At 72.1% G+C, this 21,830-nt stretch carries 21 protein-coding genes; 5 read left to right on the top strand and 16 right to left on the bottom strand.

Annotation, left to right across the window (positions count from 1 at the left end):
- Positions 1-93 precede the first annotated feature (93 nt).
- The 5 genes from SL103_RS19805 to SL103_RS19785 form a co-directional block, all read right to left on the bottom strand.
- Entirely contained in the window at positions 94-1,485 is a 1,392-nt protein-coding gene (locus SL103_RS19805) for an FAD-binding oxidoreductase (protein ID WP_244303978.1), read from the bottom strand.
- A gap of 254 nt (positions 1,486-1,739) precedes the next feature.
- On the bottom strand, positions 1,740-2,237 hold the full coding sequence (locus tag SL103_RS19800; RefSeq protein WP_079145866.1) for an NUDIX hydrolase: 498 nt from the start codon (positions 2,235-2,237) through the stop codon (positions 1,740-1,742).
- Positions 2,238-2,281: 44 nt separating this feature from the next.
- Positions 2,282-2,662, bottom strand: coding sequence for a peptidase inhibitor family I36 protein (locus tag SL103_RS19795; RefSeq protein ID WP_069570308.1), 381 nt, complete (start codon positions 2,660-2,662; stop codon positions 2,282-2,284).
- A gap of 346 nt (positions 2,663-3,008) precedes the next feature.
- The gene (locus tag SL103_RS19790) at positions 3,009-3,503 is read right to left on the bottom strand and encodes a cupin domain-containing protein (protein ID WP_069570307.1); all 495 of its coding nucleotides are present in this window, start codon (positions 3,501-3,503) and stop codon (positions 3,009-3,011) included.
- A 116-nt stretch (positions 3,504-3,619) separates the two neighbouring features.
- A complete protein-coding gene (locus SL103_RS19785) occupies positions 3,620-4,420 on the bottom strand; it encodes a helix-turn-helix transcriptional regulator (protein ID WP_069570306.1) in 801 nt (266 codons plus the stop codon).
- A gap of 188 nt (positions 4,421-4,608) precedes the next feature.
- Between SL103_RS19785 and SL103_RS19780 the strand changes: the two genes are divergently transcribed.
- Positions 4,609-5,346: an SDR family oxidoreductase gene (locus SL103_RS19780; protein WP_069570305.1), complete on the top strand. Its 738-nt coding sequence runs from the start codon at positions 4,609-4,611 to the stop codon at positions 5,344-5,346.
- Positions 5,347-5,370: 24 nt separating this feature from the next.
- On the opposite strand, the gene SL103_RS19775 is transcribed toward SL103_RS19780, so the two are convergent.
- On the bottom strand, positions 5,371-6,030 hold the full coding sequence (locus SL103_RS19775) for an NADPH-dependent FMN reductase (protein WP_069570304.1): 660 nt from the start codon (positions 6,028-6,030) through the stop codon (positions 5,371-5,373).
- Between the two features lie 329 nt (positions 6,031-6,359).
- Between SL103_RS19775 and SL103_RS19770 the strand changes: the two genes are divergently transcribed.
- Complete coding sequence (locus tag SL103_RS19770) at positions 6,360-7,349, top strand: ornithine cyclodeaminase family protein (RefSeq protein WP_069570303.1); 990 nt, start codon at positions 6,360-6,362, stop codon at positions 7,347-7,349.
- 39 nt (positions 7,350-7,388) lie between these two features.
- Here SL103_RS19770 and SL103_RS19765 read toward each other — a convergent pair whose 3' ends face one another.
- The gene (locus SL103_RS19765) at positions 7,389-7,646 is read right to left on the bottom strand and encodes a WhiB family transcriptional regulator (protein WP_069570302.1); all 258 of its coding nucleotides are present in this window, start codon (positions 7,644-7,646) and stop codon (positions 7,389-7,391) included.
- Positions 7,647-7,994: 348 nt separating this feature from the next.
- On the bottom strand, positions 7,995-8,354 hold the full coding sequence (locus tag SL103_RS19760) for a hypothetical protein (RefSeq protein ID WP_069570301.1): 360 nt from the start codon (positions 8,352-8,354) through the stop codon (positions 7,995-7,997).
- 279 nt (positions 8,355-8,633) lie between these two features.
- On the opposite strand from SL103_RS19760, the gene SL103_RS19755 reads away from it, so the two are divergent.
- Entirely contained in the window at positions 8,634-9,611 is a 978-nt protein-coding gene (locus SL103_RS19755) for a trypsin-like serine peptidase (RefSeq protein ID WP_244303977.1), read from the top strand.
- A 116-nt stretch (positions 9,612-9,727) separates the two neighbouring features.
- On the opposite strand, the gene SL103_RS19750 is transcribed toward SL103_RS19755, so the two are convergent.
- From SL103_RS19750 to SL103_RS19740, 3 genes are all read right to left on the bottom strand, one after another.
- A complete protein-coding gene (locus SL103_RS19750) occupies positions 9,728-10,633 on the bottom strand; it encodes a hypothetical protein (protein WP_069570300.1) in 906 nt (301 codons plus the stop codon).
- 125 nt (positions 10,634-10,758) lie between these two features.
- On the bottom strand, positions 10,759-11,937 hold the full coding sequence (locus SL103_RS19745) for a DUF2306 domain-containing protein (RefSeq protein ID WP_069570299.1): 1,179 nt from the start codon (positions 11,935-11,937) through the stop codon (positions 10,759-10,761).
- A gap of 173 nt (positions 11,938-12,110) precedes the next feature.
- Positions 12,111-12,635 carry a helix-turn-helix transcriptional regulator gene (locus SL103_RS19740; protein ID WP_069570298.1) on the bottom strand — a complete coding sequence of 175 codons (525 nt, stop codon included), beginning with the start codon at positions 12,633-12,635 and terminating at the stop codon, positions 12,111-12,113.
- A 421-nt stretch (positions 12,636-13,056) separates the two neighbouring features.
- On the opposite strand from SL103_RS19740, the gene putP reads away from it, so the two are divergent.
- Positions 13,057-14,604 carry a sodium/proline symporter PutP gene (gene putP, locus SL103_RS19735; RefSeq protein ID WP_069570297.1) on the top strand — a complete coding sequence of 516 codons (1,548 nt, stop codon included), beginning with the start codon at positions 13,057-13,059 and terminating at the stop codon, positions 14,602-14,604.
- Positions 14,605-14,658: 54 nt separating this feature from the next.
- Here putP and SL103_RS19730 read toward each other — a convergent pair whose 3' ends face one another.
- The 5 genes from SL103_RS19730 to rox all read right to left on the bottom strand — a co-directional run bounded on the left by SL103_RS19730 (position 14,659) and on the right by rox (position 20,124).
- Entirely contained in the window at positions 14,659-15,966 is a 1,308-nt protein-coding gene (locus SL103_RS19730) for an MFS transporter (protein WP_079146267.1), read from the bottom strand.
- Between the two features lie 8 nt (positions 15,967-15,974).
- On the bottom strand, positions 15,975-16,643 hold the full coding sequence (locus SL103_RS19725) for an ArsR/SmtB family transcription factor (RefSeq protein WP_069570295.1): 669 nt from the start codon (positions 16,641-16,643) through the stop codon (positions 15,975-15,977).
- A gap of 175 nt (positions 16,644-16,818) precedes the next feature.
- A complete protein-coding gene (locus SL103_RS19720) occupies positions 16,819-17,769 on the bottom strand; it encodes an SDR family NAD(P)-dependent oxidoreductase (RefSeq protein WP_069570294.1) in 951 nt (316 codons plus the stop codon).
- A gap of 227 nt (positions 17,770-17,996) precedes the next feature.
- Positions 17,997-18,536 carry a GNAT family N-acetyltransferase gene (locus SL103_RS19715; protein WP_069570293.1) on the bottom strand — a complete coding sequence of 180 codons (540 nt, stop codon included), beginning with the start codon at positions 18,534-18,536 and terminating at the stop codon, positions 17,997-17,999.
- Positions 18,537-18,693: 157 nt separating this feature from the next.
- Positions 18,694-20,124 carry a rifampin monooxygenase gene (rox, locus tag SL103_RS19710; protein ID WP_069570292.1) on the bottom strand — a complete coding sequence of 477 codons (1,431 nt, stop codon included), beginning with the start codon at positions 20,122-20,124 and terminating at the stop codon, positions 18,694-18,696.
- Between the two features lie 357 nt (positions 20,125-20,481).
- Between rox and SL103_RS19705 the strand changes: the two genes are divergently transcribed.
- Positions 20,482-21,690, top strand: a complete 1,209-nt coding sequence (locus SL103_RS19705) for a carboxylate-amine ligase (protein ID WP_069570291.1) — start codon at positions 20,482-20,484, stop codon at positions 21,688-21,690.
- Positions 21,691-21,830: the final 140 nt, after the last annotated feature.

Below are 21,830 nucleotides of genomic sequence, written 5' to 3'. Positions count from 1 at the left end.
CGGAGGTGAATGTCCGCGGAAGGCACGACCGTTGCGGTCGCCGGCGCTCACGACGGTGCTACGTCGGGCTGACGAGGGGCCGAAACGGGGCCCCTACGCCCTCGACAGGCTCTGCGCGAAGTCGAAGACCCGGTTCGGGTCGTAGTCGTGCGCGACCGAACGCAGACGTTCCAGATTCGGGCCGTAGTAGGACCTCGGCCATTCGGGCAGCGCCGGGTCGATGTAGTTCACGTAGCCGCCGCTCATTCCCAACTTCCCGAGCCCGGCCACGACTTCGGCGACGCTGCGGGTCACCTCGGCCTCGGACGCGGCCGACGCGGTCGCGTAGATCTGTGCGGTGGCAAAGGCGGTGCGGTGCGGAAAGGCCGTCTGCTGCACGCCTACGTCGGTCACCGCGCCGCCGAGCGCGTCGACGATGAGGGACATGCCCGTGCGGCCGGTGAGCACGGCGACCACCGCGCCCGGGTCGGGGGCGGGCTTGCTCAGGACCCGCGACGACGCGACGAACGACTCGCGGTCCGGTTTGCCGGAGAAGAAGCGCATGGCCCTGAAGTAGTCACGCTCGTCGACCGTGCGCCGGTCGGGGACGACCCCGGACTGCGCGATCAGGTCGTCGAGCAGGGGCTGACACGCACTGCCGGGCCCGACGAAGCAGCCGGCCACCCGACAGCTCGGCGGGTCGCCACCGGACATGTTGAAGTTGGCCCACAGCTCCTTGGGGGCAGCGGTGATCCACGGCTGCCACGCGCCCAGCACCTTGGCCGCCGACCCCGCCGGGAAGACCATCACGAACACGGTCAGCGTCGGGGCCGGATCGGTTGCGAAGGTGAACCGCGTGACGATGCCGAAATTGCCGCCCCCGCCGCCCCGCAGCGCCCAGAACAGATCGGGGGTCCGTGAGGCGGACACCGTGAGCAGCCGCCCGTCGGCGGTGACGACGTCGGCGGACACCAGATGATCACAGGTCAGCCCGAACTTCCGCTGCAGGACGCCGATTCCGCCGCCCAGCGTCACGCCGGAAATGCCGACGGTGAAGCAGGAACCGCCGGGCAGGCACCGGTTCGCCTGGCCGAGTCCGCTGTAGACGTCCCTCAGGCAGGCGCCCGCGCCGACGCTCGCGGTGCCGTCCGGCTGGACCGTCACCGCCGACATGCGGCGCAGGTCGAGGACCAGGCCGCGGTTCGGCGCCGAGTAGCCGACGTACGAGTGCCCGCCGCTGCGGGCGGCGAGCGGCACCCGGTTCGCGGCCGCCAGCACTCCCTCGCGCACGTCCTCGGCGGACTCGCACTGCGCCACGGCCGCGGGGATGTGATCGTCGTTGAGCGGGTTGAACAGCTTCCTGGCGTCCTCGAATCCGGGGTCTCCCGGCCGCAGCAACGGCCCGTGCAGTCGGTGACGCAGACCGTCCCAGTCCACCTTGGCCTTGAAGGGACCGACGGCCGGCGGTGCTTCCCGCGACGCGTGGAACAACGGGGCCCGCGCCATGGTCACCATCTCCTCTGCACCCTCTGAGGAAAGCGGGTGAGCGCCCTTCTCCGTGAAGGGGCGTTACGCGTCTGCTTTACAAGTCGACGTCTTCACACGTCACAAGTCGGCGTTATGTTGACGCTTTGACGAATTCCCCCGGGAAACCGCTCGGAAATCCGTCGCGGCAATCGCCACGCATACCTTCACGCTAACACGCAGTGATGCCCCTCTCCAGTCGATCAGGGGCATCCTCAACAGGGACATCGCGCTGCTCAGGAACGCTGTCGTACCGTTCGCGCGAGCAGGTCATGGATGAAGAAATCCCCCGGCGCGCGATTCTCCTTGAGGCGGGAAAGGTCGTCGGGACCGAACCAGCCGTAGGCGGTGTGCTTGGACCATTCCAGAGCGGGACGGTCCAAGTCACCGTAGACCTCGACGAGATAGTCGGCCTCGTGCCGGAGGCCGGCGCCGTCATCCCCGGTCCAGGTGCTGGTGCCCAGGCATCGGCGCACATGGCGGAGGTGCCAGCCGGTCTCCTCCTCGATCTCCCGGGCGAGAGCCGCCAGCAGCGTCTCCCCGGCCTCGACATGGCCGCCCACGATGTCCCAGGTATCGGGAAACAGACGCCGGCCCGGGCTTCTCTTCTGGGCGAATGCCGCACCGTCCGCATTGAGGATGACGGCACCGACCGCCCAGGTCTCGCCGGGCGCGGGCACGGGCAGTTCGACGTCGGGGGAGACCGTGAAGGACGACGGGTTGCATGACGGCATGGCGCCAGGCTAGGCCGAACGGCGCCTCCCGTCCCGGTATTGCTCTACTGCGGCTTGAAAGACCGGATCTGGTAGCTGCCCTGGAGGTTGCCCCCGGCGCCGGAGGGGGTGGAGCCGACGCGCGCGTGGTAATTGGTCTGGGTGTAGTACTGCACGCGGTGACCGGTGTTGTTCCATACGGAGCGCACGTTCTGCCCGCGCTGGATGAAGGAACAGTCGTCGGCCGTATTGGCCTTGTTGGACTGCGACCACTGGCAGCGGGTTCCGCCGCCGTTCCAGTCGCTGTAGATGCAGAAGTAGCCGGGGCTGCAGCGATAGGCGGCCGCGCGGGCGGGCGCCGCGGGCGCCGCGCTCGCGGTCGGCGTGACCCCGAGCGCGGTGACCAGGGCGGCTGCGGCAATGGCGGACGAGGGGAAGCGAGGCATGACGGAACTCCCGTTCTCCGATGTCGGTCGGCGAAAACGCCACTCCGAGGGCCGGCCGCCGAAAGGGAAAACGCGTAGGCGCAAAAACCGTGAACGGCCGTTGCGGCCACTCTGCGGCCGGTCTCGAAGCGCCACCAGTATGGGTCGCTTCCAAGATCCCGCTCAGGGTGATTCCCCGCCGTTCGCCGGCCCTTGGAGTACGGCGGGCGCACGCTCCGGGGCGTACGCCGCGCACCGTCGCCGGACGCGTCGTTGCGCAACGCATCACCGCAGAACATCCTCGCCGGACGGAATGCGGCGCCGTGGTGCCTGCGCGGCGGCCCCTGGCCGCGAGGCGCCCGTCAGCTCACCCGCTCACCGGGTTCGCCGCGTCCGGGAAGGACCTCGTCCGGTAACGGCTACGGAATTCGGCCAGCAACTCGTCCGTCGCCTCCGCGCCCGTGCTGACGGCGGCGTGGACATCGCGGAAGTAGTTCTCGTAGCCGGCCGGGGTGTAGAGGCACAGGGCCCGCGCGGTGGTCGGGCCGGCATTCCGGAAGCCGTGCGGGGTGCCGCGGGTGGCGGCGAGCAGATGTCCGGGGCCGGCGGTCACCTCGCCGTCCCCGGTGTGCAGCGTCAATTCGCCCTCCAGCACGTAGAAGTACTCGTCGTGGCCGTCGTGCACGTGGGGTCTGGCCCCTATGACGCCGGGCGCGAGGCTGAACTCCTCGAAGGAGAAGTGGCCGTCGGTGTGCTCGGCGGTGAGCCGGAAGAAATGCGCGACTCCGGCGACGTCGACGAGTTCGCCCTCCTCGGGGCTGCGCAGCAACGGGCGGGCGGGCGTGGGCAATTGTTCGGTCATGGCTGCATTCTGACCCAGAACGTTCCTTACGGGCGGCGGATATCGCGGTACCGCGACAGGAGCGCGAAGCCGCTTCCGGTACCGCGCCGCCGGCCGGGCTCCCCGCCCCTTCGCGGTCAGTTGGCCGATTCCCGTTCGTCGGAATAGACCACCAGTGTCCGCTCCGGCTGCTCGGCGACGTGGAAGGCGGTGTACGCGACATCGATCGCGCCCCACCCCGGCCGCCGCAGCCTCTTCCTTCCGCCGCTCCGGACCTGTACGTCGTACTGCGGCCACCACGCCCGCACCTCCGCGCTGCCCGCTGTCAGCTCCTCGATCAGCCGGGTGTAGCGCGGATCGCCGGGGTGGCGGCCGGCCGACGCCCGCAGGCGGGCGAGCAGACCCCGGGCCTCGGGCTCCCAGTCGACCAGCACCTCCCGGGCCACGGGCTCCAGGAACACCCAGCGGGCGAAGTTCGGCGGCCGGTCGGCGGCCGCGGTGAGTCGCGGGAACAGCTCCTCGGCCGCCTGGTTGTGGCTGAGCACGTCGTAGTTGCCGTCGATGAGGTACGCGGGGTTCGGCTGGAGCAGCAGCGGCACGACCGCCACCTCGGCGGCGAGCGGCTCGGGCGCCGCCGCATCGGCCGCCGGCGCGTGGCCGGCGAGCCGGAAGAGATGCCCGCGCTCGTGCCGGTCGAGCCGCAGGGCCGAGGCCAGCGCGGCGAGCACCTGCTCCGAGACCCGGATGTCCCGGCCCTGTTCGAGATACGTGTACCAGGTGGCGCTGATCCCGGCGAGCAGCGCCAACTCCTCCCGGCGCAGGCCCGGCGTCCGGCGCCGCCCGGTCACCGGCAGGCCCACCTGGTCGGGGGTTATCCGCTCCCGGCGGCTGCGCAGGAAAACACTCAGCTCACGGCGTTGGTCCGACGGTTCCGACACGGTCGATGGCACCCCTGGTTCCAGAATAAGTACGTTCTGTATACCAGGCTGAATTCTCCGCACACTGGTCCTCCGGGCGGAGTTCGGGCCGTGACCGGCGCGCGGGACATGCCGCGTCCACCGGTCACCGACCCGCCGCCACCAGCGCCGGTACACGGCACGCGAGCACCAAGGAAGAGGCAGCCGACATGGCGGGAATCGACGGCAAGGTAGTGGCGATCACCGGAGCCGGCAGCGGCATCGGCGAGGCGACCGCCGTGCTGCTCGCCGAGCGCGGCGCGCGGCTCGTCCTGGGCGCGCGCCGCAGCGAGCGCCTGGACGATGTGGTGGCCGGCATCCGGCGGGCGGGTGGCACGGCCGAACGGATCCGCACCGACGTGACCCGGCGCGAGGACCTGCACGCCATGGTCGCGCTGGCCGGTGAGCGGTTCGGCCGGCTCGACGTGCTGATCGGCAACGCCGGGGTCGGCACGATCTCACCCCTGGACGACCTGCGGGTCGACGAGTGGGACCGGATGGTCGACGTCAACCTCAAGGGGGTGTTGCACGGGATCGGCGCCGCACTGCCGGTCTTCCGTGCGCAGGGCTCCGGCCACTTCGTCACCATCGCCTCCACGGCCGCGTTCCGCATCGTGCCGGACATGGCGGTCTACGCCGCTACGAAGTTCGCGGTCCGCGCCCTCTGCGAGGGCCTGCGTCAGGAGGCCGGCGACTCCCTGCGGGTGACCACGGTCTCTCCCGGCGCCGTGGTCACCGACTTCGCCGAGGCATCGATGAACGAGCGGGTCCGGGCGCAGATCACGGAGCTGCGGGACCGGCTCGCGATCCCGCCCGAGGCGATCGCCCGGGCCATCGCGTTCGCGATCGAGCAGCCCGCCACCGTCGACGTGAACGACATCGTCGTCCGGCCGACCGCCCAGAGCTGATTGGTCCACCTGCGCCGCGAGGACTCAGTCCTCTGCCCGCTGCGTCACCGGAGCCTCGGTGCGGTCGCCGGGGAATTCGTACCAGCGGCGCTGGAGACAGACGTAGCGGACATCGGCCTCGACGAGGCTGAGGAACGCCGTGACGGTTTCCCGCAGGCGCTCCTGCAGCCCCGCGTCGCTCAACTGCCCGTCCTCGGTGAAGCCCTTGTGCGCCGCGGGGAGGCTGAACATGTCGGGGTAGACGCGCGTACCGAGGTGCTCCAACGGGACCCTGAGTGCCCAGAGCCCCCGGTTTCCGCCGACCAGGGACGGGGAGGCGGAGACGAGCAGGGCGTGCTTGGACTTGAACGGCTGAGGCCGGACGCGTGAGACCCAGTCGATGGCGTTCTTGACCACTCCCGGTACGGAGGCGTTGTACTCCGGCGAGGAGAGCACGAAGGCGTCGCACCGTTCGAGCCGTTCGCGCAGGGCGAGCGCGCCGTCCGGCAGGCCGTGCGCGGTCTCCATGTCGCCGTCGTACAGGGGCATGTCGAATTCCCGCATGGTGGCGAGATCCACCTGGGCCCCGGCGTCGGACAGCATGCGCGCGACGAGCGAGGCCAGGCGGGCGTTGGTCGACCCGGTGCGCAGCGAGGCGCCCAGGACGAGCAGTCGCAGCGGGCCGGGAGGGGTATCGGTGGGCATGGCGGTCGGGTCACGTCCTTCCGTCTTCCGCCTCACGAGTACGTGCGCTCTCCAGGAGGCGGCACGGGCACCAGTGTGACCCGGCTCCCGGCCCTCGCCGGGTACGCCGCGCCATGAGGCCGGGTGCGCGTGAGGCGGATGGGGCCCGCCGGGACGAGCGAGGTGCGTGGGGTGGGCCGCGGAACGGGTAGGGGCATGCTGTGCGTCGGCCGGTGGGAGCTGGGACAGGACCAGCGACGAACCGGGAGGCGGAAACGGAGCCCTGCTCGTTCGGCCCCGTGCTCCGCTTCCCGGCCGGCCGTGCGGCTTCGACCGGAAGGTGCAGACGGATGCTGGTTCTGGGGCGCGCGCAGGTGACGGCGCTGCTCGACATGGATGCCCTGATCGATGCCCTGGCCTCGGCGATGGCGGACCTCAGCGCGGGCCGGGCGTCCTCCCCGGACCGCGTCGCCGCCGCCGTGCCGGACCGGGACGGTTTCGTGGCCGCGATGCCGGGCTTCGTGCCGTCGGCCGGGGCGTTGGCGAGCAAACTGGTGTCGGTGTTCCCGGGGAACGCCGGGACGTCGTTGCCGACTCACCAGGCGCTGATCGTCGTCTTCGACCCGGACACCGGTGAGCCCACCGCGCTGTTGGACGGCACGGAGCTCACGGCCGCGCGGACGGCCGCCGCTTCGGCGCTCTCGGCACGACTGCTCGCCCGGGAGGACGCCGCGGTGCTGGCGGTGCTGGGGACCGGAGTCCAGGCGCGTTCCCATGCCCGGGCGATGTGCAGGGTCAGGCCGGTGCGCGAGATCCGGGTGGCGGGCCGTGACCGGGCCAGGGCCGCCGCGCTGGCGGCCGACCTGTCGGCGGAACTGGGGCTGCCCGTCGAGGCGGTGGCCACCTACGCCGAGGCGCTCGCGGGGGCGGACATCGCGGCGGCCACCACGCATGCCGTCGATCCCGTGGTGCGCCGCGCCTGGCTGACGCCAGGGGTGCACGTGACGTCGGTGGGCTTCAACCCGGCCGGCCGTGAGATCGACGATGCCACGATCGCGGACGCGGTCGTGTGCGTGGAGTCGCGGCAGGCGGCGCTGGCACCGTTCCCCGCGGGCAGCAACGACCTGCTGGAACCGGTCAGGGACGGCGTCATCACGCCGGATCACGTCCATGCCGAGCTGGGCGAACTCCTTGCCGGCAGCCGGCCGGGCCGTACGTCACGCGATCAGATCACGCTGTACAAGTCGGTCGGTGTGGCGGTCCAGGACGCCGCCGCGGCGGCCCTCGTCGTCGCGGCCGCCCGGAAGCAGTCGGTCGGGGAGGAGATCCGGCTGGCGTGACCCGCTCCCGGCGGCGCGCCGTGCACCCGGCCGGGTCGACTACGAAGAGCCGGTGCGTGCCCGCCTGCGTGCCGCCCGGCGACGCATGGCGCGCCGTTCCTCCTCGTCCATGCCACCCCAGATACCGGCGTCCTGGCCGTGTTCGAGGGACCACTGAAGGCACTGGCCCATCACCGGGCAGCGATGGCACACCTCCTTGGCCTTCTCCGCCTGCATCACCGCAGGACCGTTGGTGCCGACGGGGAAGAAGAGTTCGGGGTCCTCGTAGAGGCATGCGGCTTCGTTGCGCCAGTTCATGGTGCGCTCCGTTCTCCGCGGAGGTGCGCGGTCGGTGTCACTGCTGCGGCGGGGACGGACGGACCCGGAGCGGCCGGGCAGCCCCGGTACTCCGCGTACCAGGGGTCCGGGGCGGCTCACGACGAGTACGAGGGGCCCGGGCGGCTGACGGCGACCGGCCACCCGGACGACTGTGCGCACGCCCGCCCGTCAATTCCTGTCCCCGGTTGTGTGGTTGTACCGGTTCGCGTTCCCGGTCCCGCTGCCGAAATGCCCCCTTGCCCGAAACGTTTGAGCCCGCCGTTGCCGAAGGCGCGGAAGTGCTGCCGCTGACGGCGCTCAGTCACCGTTCGGCCGTCGCGCAGCGGCTCAGGAGGCGAACCACGGGACCCGGCAGGCGTGCGGCGCCCTGCCCTCCGGGCACAGCGTCCTGATCACCGACTTGCGGATCCTTCGCCAAGCCCGCAGGGAACACGCCAGCCGGACGCGCAGCTCGACCGATTCCCGTGCGCCGCTGCGCTGACCGGGATGTTCCCAGGCCCACTGCTCCTCGAGGATGTCGTACACGTCAGCGGTCGACAGCTCGCTCCCGTGAAAGGTGCGGGCGACGCCCGAGTCGACGATCCGGGCGCTCCCGGAACCCGCCACGGCCTGCTCGACGAGTGCGCTGACCCACGCCAGCCCCTGCTCGTCCGCGTACAGCCCGAACCTCAGCGTGCGCGTCCTCATCGCCTCAGCCCTTCCCGATGCGGCGGCGTCCGCTCCGCGCCTCTGGCCTCTCGCCTCTCGCCTCGCGACGACGCATCGTACCTGCGCGGGGGCGTCGCCTCCGCGCCGGAGACCGTCGGGCATCGGCCGCCACTCACCCCGCCCCCCGGACAGCTGTCTTTCTCCGGATGAAACCTGCCCCGGTGAAAGCCCGTCATCGACGGTGGACCCCCTGGGCGGTCCGCGCTGCGGCGGGGCCACCGTCGCCGGTGCCCCCCTCATCGCAAGGAGCCCTTCCCCGTGCCTGCCGCCACGCTTCCCGGCATACCGGAGCCGACGTCCGCGCTCCCCGTGACACCCGCCCGCGTACCCCGGTCCCGCCGCCGACGCGGCACCGTTCTCGCCACCACCGGCATGCTGCTGGCCTGCGTGGTGCCGGCGTCGGAAGCAGCCGCCGCTCCGCAGGGCGCCGTCCACGGCGCTCCCGATCCGTCGGTCTCCACCATGAGCTTCACCGCCAAGGAGCGCCGGGACGCGCTCGCCTACTGGACTCCCGCCCGTATCAAGGCCGTTGGCAGGTCCGTGGATCTGGGCCCGACCGGCCCCCGGTCGAAGCCGTGGCGGGGCACCGCGATGAAGACCGTCGGCCGGCTCTTCTTCGTCAACGCCTCGGGCGCCGACACCTGGTGCACGGCGACCGCGGTGCACAGCGCCAACCACTCCGTCGTGATGGCCGCCGGCCACTGCGTGCGGCGGCCTGCCTCGCCCGTCAACACCTATATCGACATGGTCTTCGTCCCCGGCTACGGCAAGGGCAGGCAGCCGTACGGCGCCTTCGCGGTCCGCGCCGCCGTGACCCCGCGCACCTGGGCGGAGGACGCCGTCAACGACGTGGCGGCGCTGACGGTGGACGCCGACGCCAAGGGGCGCAAGCTCGTCGACGTGGTGGGCGGACAGACCATCGCCTTCCACCGCCGGGTGGGCGGGAAGACGGTGGCCTTCGGCTATCCGGCGACCCGTCCGCAACGCGGCGAGGAACTCCTGTACTGCACCGGTACCGCCGCGCCGGCGCCCGCCGGCGAGCAGGCCGTCCCCTGTGACATGGGCGGCGGGGCCAGCGGCGGCCCGTGGCTCACCGACTTCGACAGCTCCACGGGCAACGGCGTGCTGGTCTCGGTGAACAGCCACGGCGACGGGCCGGAAGCCGGCACCCACATGTACGGCCCCGTCCTGGGCTCCGCGGCGAAGGCGGTGTACGAGCGGGCACAGCGCGGCTGACCGCCGCGCGGGGCGCGGGCGCGGGGGCGTCATACGGGTGGGCAGCCCGGCTTCCCGCCCGCGCAGGACTGCCCGCCCGCGCAGGACCGCCCGTCGCGGCAGGGCCGTCCGCCGGGTCAGGGCCGGGGGAGCGGGTGCCGGGACAGGAGCCGTCGTCCGACGAGGCCGGCCAGCAGGAGCCCGCCGACCATCGTGATCAGCGACAGGCCGGGACCGGAGGCCCAGTCGACGTCCGCGGCGCGGACACCCAGGACGACGGCCAACGCCACGGCGACGCCGGGGAGGGCGAGCAGCGCGGGGCGGGTGCGGGCGAGGTCGTCCTCGGCCAGCGCCCCCAGCACACCGGTGCCGAGCGCGACCGCCCAGACACCGAGGGCCTGGGCGTCCGTCCGCGTCACGTCCCACGGCACGAAGGCGGCCCAGAACCCCGGACCGGCCGACAGACCGGCACCGATGCCGCACCACGCCGACCCGAGGAGCGCCAGGAACGGCTTCGACCAGCCCGGCAGGGGGGCCGTCCGCACCCTGACCGGACGGGCGGGCCTGGCGTACTGCCGGACGAGGCAGACCACCGCGCTCAGCCCGAGCAGGCCGAGGACGGCCACCCAGCCGAGGCTGAACAGGACGAGGACCAGCGAGCCGCCCCTGGCCGCCTGGAGCTTGTCGGCACCGAGCAGGCTCACCGCGAGCAGGCCGAGCAGCACCACGGCGAGCGGGAGGACGAGGGTGCGGACCTCTTCCCATGCGCGGGCCCGGCCGACCGCGAACAGGCCGGGCGCCACACCGAGCATGGCGGCGCCGATCAGGCCGGGACTCAGCGGCCCGGACGTCTGCCAAGGGCTGAACGCATAACCGGCGAGGCTCGTCACCACCAGGAGCGCACCCACCAGGAGGCTGACCACGGCGACGACCGAGGCCAACACCGGCACCCCGGGCGCCAGGTCACGACCACCGATCTCCGCAGTGCCCGCGGACTCCACGCCACCCACGGGCACGTCCGCTGCGTCGCTCGCCTCGCCCATCCCTGTTCCCTCCCCGAACCGTTGACTCGTTGCCGTACGCGTCCGGCGCCTGTACGCGTGCCGCGTCGCCGCCGCCCCGGACCCGGACCGTCCGTGGGAGCGCGCCCGGGTCGCCCCGCCGCCGGCTATGCGGCCGGCGAGGGGGCCCGGCGCGTACGGCGCGCGGCGGCCGTGTCCTGCCGGTTGGCCGACTCGCGGCCGAACATCACGCGCAGGCTGACCACGGCCGTCGCCGCGAACGCGAGCATGCCGCACCCGATGGCGACGCCGGCGGACAGCGCGGTGTGCCGGTCCAGGCCCCCGTAGCGCGCGAAGAACAGCGCCGCGCCGGCCGAGACGACCGGCGCCAGGCACAGGGCGGCCAGATGCAGCAGCCACTCCTCGCGCGCCCAGCCGCGTCCGGCCCGCCCCGCGCGCCGGGCCCGCACGGCCATGACGGCGTACGTCGCCGCGTACGGCACCAGATACCCGGCCAGCAGACGCCGCCCGCCCGCTTCCCAGCCCAGGTACGACCTGGCGATCCACACCAGCGCGAGGGCACCGGCGAGATGCACCGCGACCAGCACCGGAACCGGCACCCATGTCCCGGTGACCCCGCGCACCGCGGCCCGCTTGTCCATCGCGCGGGAGGCGAGCAGCGCGCCGAAGGCGACGACGGAGCCGAGGTGCATGATCGCGACGCGGTTGATGTCCTCCATGGACAGACCGGGGAAGATCCACGGGAGCGCGCCCCACTCGAGACGCAGCAGCGGCGCGGTCATCAAGAACCCGTAGCAGAGCAGCATCCACCGCTGGTGCAGGTCGGGGAAGCCCTTGACGGCGGCGAAGATCCCGTACGTCACACTCATCACGGTGCCGACCAGGATCGTGGCCAGCACGATCCAGAACGCCGCCCCGCTGAACGCGTCGCCCGGCGCGGTCCGCACCAGATAGATCCCGGCGCCCGCCATCGAGACGTACACCGTCAGCGCGAACACCACCCCCACGACACGGTGCAGCCGGACGCGCCGCCGCACCGCCGAGAGCAGCTGCACCGGTCCGAGCAGCATCAGCGCACCGCCCAGCACGGAGTGGACGATCATCGCCGCCAGGCTTCGCCCGTACGGCCCGATCCGGGTGGCCAGGGCGTCCGCGACATAGCGCGGCGACACCGCTCGGGACAGCACCCACTCCCCGAACGCCGGTGCGCCGGGCCGGGCGTAGGGCCACAGCTCGGTCATCGCGATCGGGGCGTAGCCCACGCAGACGGCCACCACGGCGATCGTGGCGACGCGGCCCCAGGCGACCTTCCTCGGACGGTGCACGGCGGCTCCCTCGGTCGCGACTCGATAGTCCAGGCTGGACTATCGAGAAGGTAAGGGCGACCCACGGTCGTGGTCAACGGTCCCCACGCCACCTTCACCGCACCGCTGCACGGCAACGATGCACACGGGCCGAGTCACCGCACCGAGGCACGGGAGCGCCCGACCGGAACGGCTCAGGACCCCGGCCGGTCCCGCTGCTCGACCCACTGCCAGAAATCGACCATCATCCGCTCGTAACGGATCCCGAATTCCAGCGCCTCACGCTGTCCGCGCGTCAGCAAGTCACCGACGCTGTCCGCGAGTTCCTCGTAATTCGTCAGCGTGCGCTCATGCTCGTCGAGCTGCACCGGGGCGAGCACCTCGGGCCGGGCCCCGAACCACAGCTTCAGGATGCCGCGTTCGCGCGCCTCCACCGGTACGAACGCCGGGTCGGCGAGCCACTCCGCCAGAGCCGCCTCGCCCGCCGGCGTCAGCCGCATCACGCGCCGCATCCGCCCGCCCTGCTGGCGGACCTCCGACAGCAGACCCGCGTCCACGAGCCGGTCGCACTGGGCGTACACCTGCGCATGCGGCATCGACCAGAACGGCGCCACCGTACGGGCGGCCTCCACCTTCACGTCATACGGACTGGCCTCGCCCAGCTTGTCGATGATGCCGAGCACGAGGAACGAGGGCGTGGTCAACCGGGGGTCATCCATGCCGCGACCGTATCCCGACCGCCCGGCCACCCGGTCCACGCCTCCGCGCAGGCCACCGCCCGTCCCGGGGCCCCGCCACCACCGGCACCAAACCCCCGCCCCGCAGACCGAGTTGACAGGCCCCCGGCGCACCGAGCCGCTGGCGGCGCGCCGAAATCGGTGGTAGGGACATCTGGCCAAAGGGGTGACGCGGACGATCGCGGATCCGTATCCTCACGCGCCTGAGCCGTCCCACCAGGATCCTCAGAAGCCCGATGCCGCGGACGAGCGCGTCAGCCCGATGCGTCAGCGCGATGCCTCTGACCGAAGCATCGGCGCGATGCGTCAGACACCGAAGCCTTCACAGGATCTCGCGGGGCCCCGCCCGGAGCCGGGCCCTGCCCGCCACCCCCCTCAGCAGCGCCTGGACCGAGGAGCAGCGATGACGCACCTGATCGTCCCCGTCATGATCACTTTCGGGGTCTTCCTGCTCGCCATGGTGGCGGTGGGCTTCTGGACGTATCAGGAGACCCTCACCTTCTCCGACTTCGCCCTCGGTGGCCGCCGGCTGAGCGCGCCGGTCGCCGCGCTGTCCGCCGGAGCCAGCGACATGTCCGGCTGGCTCTTCCTCGGGCTCCCCGGAGCCGTCTACGCCGCCGGCCTCGGCGCGGCCTGGATCGCCGTGGGACTGGCCGTCGGCACGTATCTCAACTGGCGTCTGGTCGCACCACGCCTGCGCACCTACACCGAACGCGCCGGCGACGCGATGACCCTGTCGGCATACCTGGAGGAACGCTTCGAGGACTCCAGCAGAGTCCTGCGCCTGGTCTCGGCCACCGTCATCGTCGTCTTCTTCACCGTCTACGTCGCCAGCGGCCTGATCGCCGGCGGCGTGCTGTTCGAGGGCATCTTCGGCGGCGGCTTCGAATTCGCCCTCACCGTCTTCGCCGTCGTCATCGTCGTCTACACCGTCCTGGGCGGCTTCCGCGCGGTCAGCGTGACCCACACCGTGCAGGCCACCCTGATGCTCTGCGCGGCGCTGGCCCTCCCCGCGATCGCCATCGGCATCCTCGGCGGCTTCGGCGCGCTGCACGACGGCCTCACCCGCAAGAGCCCCGCCCTCCTCGACATCGGGGCCAACGCGGGCTTCGACGGCCTCCACTGGACGCCCGGCCATTCCCTCACCGCGGTGGCCGTCATCTCGCTGCTCGCCTGGGGACTGGGCTACTTCGGTCAGCCCCACATCCTGGTGCGCTTCATGAGCATCCGCAGCACCCGCGAGATCCCCCGGGCCCGCCGCATCGGCGTGAGCTGGGTGGTGCTCTGCCTGGCGGGAGCCTCCCTCATCGGGCTCGTCGGGATCGCCGCCCTCGACCACCCGCTGGACAACCCCGAGACCGTCTTCATCGCCCTGTGCGCCCAGCTGGTCAATCCGTGGATCGCGGGCATCCTGCTCGTCGCCGTACTCGCCGCGATCAAATCCACCGCCGACAGCCAGCTCCTGGTCTCCGCGATGGCCCTCACCGAAGACTTCTACGGCGCGTTCCTCAAGCGTCGGGCCTCGGACGCCTCGAAGGTCCTCGCCGCCCGCGCGACGGTCGTCGTCGTCGCCCTGGTGGCCTACGCCATCGCCCTGAGCGGCGGCGGCGTCCTCGACATCGTCTCCTACGCCTGGGCCGGCTTCGGCGCCGCCTTCGGCCCCGTCATCCTGCTGTCGCTCTACTGGCCACGCATGACCCGCGCCGGAGCGCTGGCCGGCATCGTCACCGGAGCGGCGACCGTCCTGCTCTGGAAGCACATCGACCCGCTCCTCGGCCCCCTCCACTCGGGCATCTACGAGATGGTGCCCGGCGTGCTCGTCGCCACCGCGGCCGCCCTGCTCTTCGGCAAACTGGTCGGCCGCCCGCCCCGCCGCGTCTGGTCGGGCCCCCTGCAACCGAAGCCGCAGAACACCACCACCCCCGGCCTGACCCCACCCACCTTCCACTGACCGCCCCCGCACGGCGGCCCGCATACAGGCAACGGACCGCCGCTGTGCGTGTCCTCAGCCGTCAGGCGCCGCCGCACCGTGCGCGTCCAGGCCCTTTCCCGCGCCGCGCCCCCGGTCCATGGCGCGCCACTCCGGCCGTAGCCCGGTCAGGCCGGTGGTGAGGAAGTACACCGCCGCACCGGTCAGCAGTACCGGCACCAGCCCGAAGGAGGCCACCATCGCTCCGCCCAGCAATCCACCGAGCGGAATCCCGGCGTAAGCCAGCGCGTTGACCCGGCCGAGCAGTCGGCGCGGTATCCGTTCGAAGGACACCGCCGACAGGATGGGGTTGAGGAAACCCGCGCCGAATCCGCCGACGGCAAACACGGCGAGCACGGCCCACCTCGGCGCATCAGCGGCGAGGATCAAGAATCTCGGCGCGCCGGCCAGCAGGAACCCGGCGAAGAACACCACGCGGCGCCGCATCCGGTGCGCGGCGGCCGCGGCCGCCAGGCTGCCGGCAACGGCTGCCAGTCCCCCCGCGCTGCTGTTCAGGCCGATGTCGGTCGGCCCGTGGCCGGACTCCTTCGCCCATACGGGCATGAGCACCGTGGTGAACGCCGCGTCCAGCAAGTTGGTGATGCTGACCATGACGATGATGGTGAGCAGCAGCGGTTCGCCGCGCAGGAAGGCGAAGCCCTCGCCGAACCGCCGCCAGTAGCCCGGTGGTGCCCCGTCCTCGGGCGGCGGGCCTTCCGCAGCTGTCCTTCCGGTGCCGCGTGGCAGGACAACAGCGACGATCACCGAACCGAGGGCGAAGCACGCCGCGGTGACGAGAATTCCCGTCAAGGGACCGAGCAGCGCCACCAAGGAACCGCCGGCCGCCGGCCCGATGGTGGCGGCGAGCCGTTCGGTGACGCCGGCCAGCCCCGTTGCTCGCTCCAGCGGTACGCGGCTGAACTCGGCCGCCTCCGGGACCATCACCTCCTTGGCCAGGTCACCGGGGCCCCGTGCCGCACCGATCAGCGCGACCAGGACCAGCAGCAGGGGAAGCGAGAGCTGGTCCACGGCATGGAGGACGGGAACGGCACCGGCGGCGGCCGCACTGAGCAGGTCAGTGGTCCAGGAGACACGTCGCGGTCCGGTCCGGTCCACCAACGGGCCGGCCAGCGCCTTGGCCAGCACGTAGGGAGCCATCTCGCAGCAGGCGACCAGTCCGGTCCGGGTGGCGCTGCCGGTCGTGACCAGGACGAACCACGGCAGGGCGATGGCCGAGATCCTGGTGCCGGTCAACGACACCGCTATGGCTGCCAGTACCCCGCCCAAGGGGCGTAAGGAACGACGGCGGGAGGCTCCGCCCGTATCAGGGACTCCTTCGGTCACGAGGTCGGTCACTGCGGCTCCGGTCCCTCGTCCGTTGCGCGAACGGAGGCGGCGGGGGACGCGGTGGGCGCGTCCAGTTCGGGCAGCAGGTGTGTGATCACGGCGACCCGCTGGGCGCCCTCGGGAGCGGTGGCTGCCTCCGCCGGGACATCGGGCCGGTACCGGCTGATGACCGCCCGCAACTCCTCCTGGAGGGCCGCCGCCTCCTCAGGGGTGAGCCGCAGGGGCCAGTCGCTCATGTCGAAGGTGTCGCGCCATGCCCGGGGCATCGCTTGCAGCTCGTTGAGCGCCCGTTGCGTGCGCAGGGTGTAGGTGGCGGCGACGGACCGCAGATAGGCCGTCGTGGCCTCGGGCTCTCGCGCGGCGAGATCCGGGTCGTTGAACCACGTGGACTGATGCACCGAACGCCACCAACGCTCCCGTGCGTTACCGCGCTCGACGTCTTCCTCGACGAATCCTGCCGCGCCGAGCTGGCGCAAGTGATAGCTGGCCGTACCGGAGTTGACCCCCAGCCGCTCGGCGAGCCGGGTGGCCGTTGACGGGCCGTGCTTCCGCAGCAACCCGACCAGTTGCACGCGTACCGGATGGGCCAGGGCCCGCAGGCCCTTCGCGTCCAGGACGACCGCGTCTGACGCACCGGGCAGGCCGGTCGCCGCTCTCTCTTCCGCGTCACTCATGTCGTGCAGAGTAGACCGCAAAGACTTCTTCGCAAAGACCTCTTTGCGAAGAAATCTTTGCGGCCAACCAGGCGCAGCCGTACCGGACTTGACGAAGGAACCGCAGACGCGCAGGGCGAAGGGCTGAAGGACGGAGGGACGGAAGGCGAACGCGCCTGGTGCGTAGGCGTCGTCGTCAGGCGGGGTGGAAGGCCGGGTCGACGCCGGTCAGGGTGGCGCTGGCGGTCCAGAGGCGGGCCGCGGTGGCGGGGTCGGCCAGGTGGTCCCATACGGGTTCGAGCCGTGGGGCGCCGCGCAGGCCGGCCACTCGGGGGCCCCACAGCTGGCCGCCGGTCACGGTCGGGTCGAGGACCGCCCGGACGGCGGGCCATGCGCCGGCTTGCTTGCCCTGGACGAAGAGGGCGAGGGGGAGGCCGCGCAAGCGTTGGCCGGTGCTGCGGGCGTGGAGGGGAGGGCGTGCGGGGGTGAGGGAGTCGAGCGCGCCGCCCGGGTGGGCGAGCACGCTCAGCGTCGTGCTGCCGCCGGCGCGCAGGCGGCGGTCGAGTTCGCAGCCGAACAGCATCTGCGCCAGCTTCGACCGCTCGTAGGCGCGTTTCGGCCGGTAGTCGCGGGTGGTCTGCAGGTCGTCCAGGTCCAGTCGCGCGGACTTGGCCGCGAAGCTCCCGGTGGTGACGACGCGGCCGGCGGGCGCGGCCGAGAGCAGCGGGGCCAGCCAGTGGGTCAGCGCGAAGTGCCCGAGGTGGTTGGTCCCGAACGTCAACTCGTGGCCGTCCTTGGTCTCCCTGCGTTCCGGCTGGTCGAGCAGCACCCCGGCGTTGTGCACCACCGCGTCGAGGTGGTCCAGCTCCAGGCTGTCCACGGACGGCTTGAGCGAGGACAGGTCGGCGAGGTCCAGCCGAAGGTGGCGTACCCGCGCCCCGGGGACGCGGGCACGGATCGAGGCCATGGCCGCCTCGGCCTTCGCCGGGTCCCGGCTGCCGAGGACGACGGTGGCGCCGGTGCCGGCGAGTTGCTCGGCGACGAAGTAGCCGATACCCGCATTGCCGCCGGTGACGAGGAAGTTCTTGCCCTGGGCCGGTGGGAGCCGGTGAACATCCCAGGGCGGGGTCTGGACTGCGGTGGGCACGGGACGCTCCTTGCGCTCGGGACTGCGGGGGCCGGTGGGGTGGCCGGGGCATCGGGGCCCGGCCGTCCGCCCACCGGCGACCTGGTCAAAGGTCGCAGCAGCGACCGACAGGGCGCCGACGGATGCCGGCCGCCGGCGGACAGATCACCGACAGGGGCGGGCAGCAGCCGCGGCGCGTCGGGTGTCGCCGGTCGCCACGCGACCTGACCGGTGCCCGGCGGCGCACGTCAGACCCCGGCACCACGGGCGAGGCGGTACAGCACGTTCGGACGCAGGGGGCCTTCCGGCGCGGTGGGATCGTCGAAGTCGTCGGCCGGGTCCCGGGTCATGCCGAGCCGACGCATCACTGCCTGCGAACGGAGGTTGGTGGCCGTCGTCACGGCAAGGATCTCGGGAAGTTCCAGGGTGTCGAAGCCGTGGGCCAGTACGGTCCGCGCGGCCTCGGTGGCGTAGCCCTGGCCCCAGGCCGAGCGGGCGAGCCGCCAGCCGATCTCCACTCCGGTGAAGGGCATGTCGTCCTCCACCTCGTCCAGCCCCGCGAACCCGATGAACTCGCCGGTGGCCTGCACCTCAACCGCCCACCACCCGTAGCCTCGCTGGTCGAACTCGGCCCGGAACTGCGCCACGGAGGCATCGCTCTGTTCGCGGGTGAGCAGCTCACCCAGGTGCTCCCGAACCTCGGGATCGGCATTCATCGCCGCCCATGGCTCACGGTCGGAGTCCTGCCATCGGCGGAGGGTGAGGCGATCGGTGCACAGTTCAGTCATGCCTCCCAGCCAACGGGAACCCCGGCCCCGAAGCAATCGCTTTCGCACCGGGAACGGCGCGCGGCCACCGCCGACGGTGGCACCGTCACCGCCACCGCCGACAACGCGTCGGCGGTGGCGGTCATCGGGCAGCGGGTCCGGGGTGCGGGCCGCGCGCTCAGCCGGTGGCGGCGCCGAACCAGGTGGGCAGGTGGCCGAGGAGATCCTGCTGATCCTCACCCACCCACGCCACATGGCCGTCCGGCCGCAACAGCACGGCGGGAACGTCCAGTTCCGCGCCGGCGTCGACGACATGGTCGATCCGGTCCGCCCAGCCCGCCACCGAAAGCCGGCCGGTCCGGTCGAGCAGCAGCCCGCGGCCGCCGTGCATCCGCTCGTAGAGGCGCCCCTCCTTCAGCTGCACGTCCCGCATTCGCCGGCCGAGCAGTTCGTGGCCCTCGCCGAAGTCGTAGCGGATGCCGATCGCGGTGATCTTCTCGATCAGGTACCGGTTCACCTCCTCGAAGTCCACCAGTTCCGACATCAGCCGGCGCACGGCCCGGGGGCCCGGCTCATCGGAGATCAGCTCCATCTGCGCGCGGGTGTTGTCCAGTACGGCGGCGGCCACCGGGTGCCGTTCGGTGTGGTAGCTGTCGAGGAGCCCCTCCGGTGCCCAGCCGGCCACCTCGGCGGCCAGCTTCCAGCCGAGGTTGAACGCGTCCTGGACGCCGAGGTTGAGCCCCTGCCCACCGGTCGGCGGGTGGATGTGCGCCGCGTCGCCGGCCAGCAGCACCCGGCCGACCCGGTAACGCTCGGCCAGCCGGGTGGCGTTGCCGAAGCGGGAGAGCCAGCGCGGTGAGTGCACGCCGAAGTCGGTGCCGCCGTACGCCCGCAGCTGCTGCTTGAACTCCTCAAGGGTCGGTGCGGCCGTACGGTCCTCGGCCACCCCTTCGGCGGGGACGATGACGCGGTACAGTCCGTCGCCCTCGGGTGCGGCGCCGAACCGGTGCTGGGTCTTGCGGACCTCGGCCATCACGCTCGCCAGCTCCTCCGGCGACGCGGTCAGCTCCATCTGGCCCAGCAGCGTCTCGACCGTGGAGGGCTCACCGGGAAAGCCGACGCCGAGCAGTTTGCGCACCGTGCTGCGGCCGCCGTCGCAGCCGACCAGGTAGCGCGAGCGCAGCCGTGTGCCTTCCGCTCCGCCGGTGGTGACGGTCACCCCGTCCTCGTCCTGGCTCAGCCCGACCACTTCGCAGCCGCGCCGGATCTCGACGCCGAGCTCGGTGGCGTGCTCGGTCAGCAGCCGCTCGGTGACCGTCTGCGGAATGGCGAGGACGTACGAATGCGTGGTGTCCAGCTCCGGCCACGTCTTGCCGAGACCGGCGAAGAAACCGCCGACCCTGAACTGCTCACCGAGCGCGAGGAACCGGTCCGCCAGACCGCGCTGGTCCATCACCTCGATGCTGCGTACGTGCAGGCCGCGCGCACGGGCCTGCACGGTCGGCGCGGTCTCCTTCTCCAGGACGAGCACCCGCACGCCGTGCAGCCGCAATTCGCAGGCCAGCATCAGGCCGGTCGGTCCGCCGCCGGCAACGATCACGTCAATCATGGCAATGTCCATTTCCGCAGATTCTGGCTTCGGCCGGCGATTCTGCGGTATGACCGGGGCCTTGCCGCAAGGCCCCCTGTGCGCTATAAGTTAAGAGTGGCAAGGAGTGGGTGCACTCTTTGCCTTTTTCTTTTTCGTCCGCCGCGGCCGGACATTCCCCGCGAGAAAGCGGTGGCGCGTCGCGTACGGCGGCCTTTCGAGCACCCCGGCAGTCCCGTGCAGGGTACGCCGGGCGGCCATGATTCCCGGTACTGCGCGCACTCATGAATGCCTCATTCGCGTCCACCCCCGCGTCCTGGTCTTCCCTACTGTGGGAGCCGCTTTGTCGTGCTGCGTGGCGCGGAGACTGGAGGCGGCGTGCGGGAACCCTACGCGGTGGGTGCGGCGGTCCGGGCGGGGCGAACGGAACTGACCCTGGGGGTGGAGGAGGAGTTCGTTCTCGCGGATGCCGCGACGCGTGAGGTGGCGCTCGTGGCGGACGACGTGGTGGGGGCGGCCGGAAGGCTGGCGGAGGACCCCCGGCAGGTCGTGGGCGAGATGGCGCTGTGCCAACTGGAGACCGTCAGCGCGGTGTGCGCCGACGCCCGGCAGCTGTACGCGGAGGTCACCCGGCTGCGCCGGTGTGCGGCGCGCGCCGCGTGGGAAGCCGGCTGCCTGCTGGTGGCCGGCGGTACGGCGCCGCTGGGAACCACGGGCCCACCGCCGATCCTGGACAAGCCGCGCGATCACGCGATCGCCGCCCGGTTCGGGATGCTCGTGGAGCAGCAGTGCGCCAACGCCTGCCATGTGCACATAGGAGTGCCGGATCCGGAGGAGGCCGTGCAGGTGGTCAACCACCTGCGGCCGTGGACGCCGCTGCTGCTGTCCCTGACCGCCAACTCCCCTTTCTGGAACGGCCGCGACACCGGCCACGCCAGCTGGCGGTCGGTGCTGTGGGGCCGTTGGCCGACCGCCGCCCCGCCGCCGTACTTCCACTCGGTGGACCACTACGAGCAGGTCGTCTCGGCGCTCCTGGACAGCGGGGCGGCGCTGGATCCGGGCATGCTGTACTGGTCCGTCCGGCCCTCGCGGCACGTGCCCACCGTGGAGGTCAGGATCGCCGACGTGCTCCCCGCCGCCGGGGACGCCGTGGCCTATGCGCTGCTGGTCCGCGCGCTGGTCGCCGCGGCACTGGTCGAGGTGCGCAAGGGGAGGCCGGCCCCGCCGGTGGAGGACGCGGTCCTGCGTGCGGCGGTGTGGCGCGCGGCCCGTGACGGGATGTCGGGCGACGCACTGAGCCTGGCGTCACCCGGCCCGCTCCGCGCCGTGCCGGCCTGGCACCTGACCACGGCCCTGATGAGGCGGGTGCAGGGCCATCTGCGGGCGGCCGGCGATTTCGAGACGGTGCGGCGGTGGCTGGTACGGCTGCAGCGACAGGGTACGGGCGCGGCGCGGCAACGCGCCGTGTACCGGCGCACGGAACGACTTGAGGACGTGGTCGACGCGCTGGCCGTCCGCGTGCCGGTCCGGCAGGGCGTCGACACCGGCCCGGCGGACCGGGCCTGCGACACGGCCCGGCCGACGTAGCCCCGGGTGTCGTCGGTCGGCACCCCCCCGGGGCCGTCCGGTGGCCGCCCCGCGGACCGACCCGTGATTCACCAGGGATCGCCCGTGCGGGACCGACCACCCCACCGCCGTACGTTTCACGTACGCTTCAGGGGTGTTTC

The organism is Streptomyces lydicus (assembly GCF_001729485.1).
In the GTDB taxonomy this organism is placed as follows: domain Bacteria; phylum Actinomycetota; class Actinomycetes; order Streptomycetales; family Streptomycetaceae; genus Streptomyces; species Streptomyces lydicus_D.
Note: the sequence above shows the minus strand (reverse complement) of the source record. Positions and strands in the feature narration are given on the sequence as shown.

What these genes read in the sequence shown, in the direction of transcription:
- SL103_RS19805 (WP_244303978.1), bottom strand. Translation starts at nt 1,485, where the DNA reads ATGGCGCGGGCCCCGTTGTTCCACGCGTCGCGGGAAGCACCGCCGGCC.
- SL103_RS19800 (WP_079145866.1), bottom strand. Translation starts at nt 2,237, where the DNA reads ATGCCGTCATGCAACCCGTCGTCCTTCACGGTCTCCCCCGACGTCGAA.
- SL103_RS19795 (WP_069570308.1), bottom strand. Translation starts at nt 2,662, where the DNA reads ATGCCTCGCTTCCCCTCGTCCGCCATTGCCGCAGCCGCCCTGGTCACC.
- SL103_RS19790 (WP_069570307.1), bottom strand. Translation starts at nt 3,503, where the DNA reads ATGACCGAACAATTGCCCACGCCCGCCCGCCCGTTGCTGCGCAGCCCC.
- SL103_RS19780 (WP_069570305.1), top strand. Translation starts at nt 4,609, where the DNA reads ATGGCGGGAATCGACGGCAAGGTAGTGGCGATCACCGGAGCCGGCAGC.
- SL103_RS19775 (WP_069570304.1), bottom strand. Translation starts at nt 6,030, where the DNA reads ATGCCCACCGATACCCCTCCCGGCCCGCTGCGACTGCTCGTCCTGGGC.
- SL103_RS19770 (WP_069570303.1), top strand. Translation starts at nt 6,360, where the DNA reads ATGCTGGTTCTGGGGCGCGCGCAGGTGACGGCGCTGCTCGACATGGAT.
- SL103_RS19765 (WP_069570302.1), bottom strand. Translation starts at nt 7,646, where the DNA reads ATGAACTGGCGCAACGAAGCCGCATGCCTCTACGAGGACCCCGAACTC.
- SL103_RS19760 (WP_069570301.1), bottom strand. Translation starts at nt 8,354, where the DNA reads ATGAGGACGCGCACGCTGAGGTTCGGGCTGTACGCGGACGAGCAGGGG.
- SL103_RS19750 (WP_069570300.1), bottom strand. Translation starts at nt 10,633, where the DNA reads ATGGGCGAGGCGAGCGACGCAGCGGACGTGCCCGTGGGTGGCGTGGAG.
- SL103_RS19740 (WP_069570298.1), bottom strand. Translation starts at nt 12,635, where the DNA reads ATGGATGACCCCCGGTTGACCACGCCCTCGTTCCTCGTGCTCGGCATC.
- putP (WP_069570297.1), top strand. Translation starts at nt 13,057, where the DNA reads ATGACGCACCTGATCGTCCCCGTCATGATCACTTTCGGGGTCTTCCTG.
- SL103_RS19725 (WP_069570295.1), bottom strand. Translation starts at nt 16,643, where the DNA reads ATGAGTGACGCGGAAGAGAGAGCGGCGACCGGCCTGCCCGGTGCGTCA.
- SL103_RS19715 (WP_069570293.1), bottom strand. Translation starts at nt 18,536, where the DNA reads ATGACTGAACTGTGCACCGATCGCCTCACCCTCCGCCGATGGCAGGAC.
- rox (WP_069570292.1), bottom strand. Translation starts at nt 20,124, where the DNA reads ATGATTGACGTGATCGTTGCCGGCGGCGGACCGACCGGCCTGATGCTG.